The organism is Polaromonas sp., from assembly GCF_039932935.1.
Lineage (GTDB): Bacteria > Pseudomonadota > Gammaproteobacteria > Burkholderiales > Burkholderiaceae_C > Polaromonas.
The window spans coordinates 1-2,196 of the sequence record NZ_JBDTPB010000069.1 but is presented as its reverse complement, the minus strand read 5'-3'; the positions used below and the strand labels follow the sequence as shown (position 1 = coordinate 2,196).

Sequence of the window (2,196 nt, the reverse complement as noted above, 5' to 3'; positions counted from 1 at the left end):
TCACTGCAGGCAGCAACGCAGAACTGTATCATGGTGCGACGCACAATTCTTGTGCGGATCTTACGTAGCAAATCACCCCCCGTTTGGGGTCGGCGGCGCCTAATCTGGCGCTGGCAGGTATAGGGAAGTCTTCATGTCCAAAGTGTTTATTGACGGCGAAGCCGGCACCACGGGCCTGCAAATCCGTGAACGGTTGCAAGCCATGCCGCAAATCGAACTGGTCAGCATCGCAGCCGAGCTGCGCAAGGATGCGGCCGCCAAGCGCGCGCTGATGGCGCAAGTGGACATGGTGATCTTGTGCCTGCACGACGATGCAGCCCGCGAATCGGTCACCATGATCGACTCCCTGACGGGCAAAAAGCCCAAGATCATCGACGCCTCCACCGCCCACCGCACTGTGCCGGGCTGGGTGTACGGTTTTCCTGAACTAACCCAGACCCAGCGCGCCGCCGTGGCCGCCGCTGACCGCGTCGGCAACCCTGGCTGCTACGCCACCGGCGCGATTGCGCTGATCCGCCCGCTGGTCGATGCGGGTGTGATCCCTGCCGACTTCCCCCTGAGCCTTCCTGCTGTGAGTGGTTACTCCGGCGGCGGACGGCAGATGATCGAGGACTACGAAGCCGGCACGGCGCCGCTGTTTGAGCTCTACGGCCTGAGCCTGAAGCACAAGCACCTGCCCGAAATCATGAAATACACGGGGTTGTCACGCCGCCCGGTGTTCATTCCGTCTGTGGGCAACTTCAAGCAAGGCATGCTGGTGCAACTGCCTTTGCACCTGGATTTACTGCCCGGCAAACCCACCGCTGCGCAGCTGCAGGACGCGCTGACTCAACATTACGCCGGCAGCGAATGGGTGACGGTGGAGCCTGCAGGCGACTCCGGCAAGCTGGACGCGCTGGCGCTGAACGACACCAACAAGATGGAACTGCGGGTGTTTGCCAACGAAGAGCATCGCCAGGCGGTGCTGGTGGCGCGGCTGGACAACCTGGGCAAGGGCGCATCGGGCGCCGCGGTCCAGAATCTGAAATTGATGCTCGGCTTGTAAGGCTTCGCCTTTGCTATTAATTTAGTAGCTGCTTGCGTATGTGCCGATTGGGCTGGAGCCATTTTTTCTTTGCAAGATAGGGCTCTGCGAGCCCCTTCAATCCTCGTCGGCTTGTGATACCACGCGGCGGATCACGTCACCACCAAAACCGCGCGCCGCCAAAAAACGCATCTGTTTGGCGCGGGCGGCCGCGTCGGGCGCGGGCCCGTCGAACTTCCTGCGCCAGATGTCCCGGGCGCGTTCCAGTTCACTGCCTTTGAGGCTGGCCACGGCCCCTGCGACCCGTTCCGCGCTGAGGCCCTTGTTCACCAATTCATGCTTGATGCGCGCCGCGCCAAACCGGGCAGCGCGCCGGTTGATCACCGACTCGACCACTCGCGCTTCACTGATGAAGTCCTTGGCCTCCAGGTCGTCGAGCACCTGGGCCAGCTGGCCCGGCGTTTCTTCATGCGGGGCCAGCTTGCGCTCCAGCTCGGCGCGCGAATGTTCGCGAGCGGCCAGGTAACGCAGTGCGCGGCCCTTGAGGGAAAGGCCAAAACCCGCACGGCGGGCGGGTTTTGCCGGGGGAGTGTCTGCCGGATTTTCCATGGTCAAGAGGCCAAGCAGGGCGAAATTGCTACACTTTTAATAGCTGCTTGCGCCCGTCCTGATTGGGCTATAGCCTTATTTTTCATTAAAACCGGTCAGGCAGCCGCTTTGACAGCCTTCTCGGCTTTTTCGGCCTTGGGGGCCTTTTCAGCCGGGGCGGGCTCAGCACCACCAGTCACCTGCACCAGCGGAATGCCCAGCGATTCGCGCACCTTGTTTTCGATCTCGATGGCGAGTTCGGGGTTTTCTTTCAGGAACTCACGTGAGTTGTCGCGGCCCTGGCCGATTTTTTCGCCGTTAAAGGCGTACCAGGCGCCTGCCTTTTCAACGATGTGGCCGGCCACACCCAGATCCAGCACCTCGCCCAGCCGGCTGATGCCCTCGCCGTAGAGAATGTCGAACTCCGCCGTCTTGAACGGCGACGCCACCTTGTTCTTGACCACCTTGACCCGGGTTTCGTTGCCGATCACCTCTTCGCCCTTCTTGATGGAGCCGATACGGCGGATGTCCAGGCGCACCGAGGCGTAGAACTTGAGCGCATTGCCGCCGGTGGTGGTTTCGGG

2 protein-coding genes and 1 pseudogene are annotated in these 2,196 nt (G+C 61.8%); 1 reads left to right on the top strand and 2 read right to left on the bottom strand.

What is annotated here, in order from left to right; all coding sequences use genetic code 11:
* Nucleotides 1-133 precede the first annotated feature (133 nt).
* On the top strand, nt 134-1,045 hold the full coding sequence (argC, locus tag ABI546_RS11595) for an N-acetyl-gamma-glutamyl-phosphate reductase (protein WP_348046738.1): 912 nt from the start codon (nt 134-136) through the stop codon (nt 1,043-1,045).
* Between the two features lie 96 nt (nt 1,046-1,141).
* Here the strand turns inward: argC and recX are convergent, their stop codons facing one another.
* Together recX and recA are read right to left on the bottom strand one after the other, a co-directional pair.
* Nucleotides 1,142-1,633 (bottom strand): recombination regulator RecX, encoded by a 492-nt coding sequence (gene recX / locus ABI546_RS11590; RefSeq protein ID WP_348046737.1) that lies wholly within the window; start codon nt 1,631-1,633, stop codon nt 1,142-1,144.
* Between the two features lie 95 nt (nt 1,634-1,728).
* Nucleotides 1,729-2,196 (bottom strand): annotated as a pseudogene (gene recA, locus ABI546_RS11585) (recombinase RecA); the annotation flags it as partial.

What these genes read in the sequence shown, in the direction of transcription:
- argC (WP_348046738.1), top strand. Translation starts at nt 134, where the DNA reads ATGTCCAAAGTGTTTATTGACGGCGAAGCCGGCACCACGGGCCTGCAA.
- recX (WP_348046737.1), bottom strand. Translation starts at nt 1,633, where the DNA reads ATGGAAAATCCGGCAGACACTCCCCCGGCAAAACCCGCCCGCCGTGCG.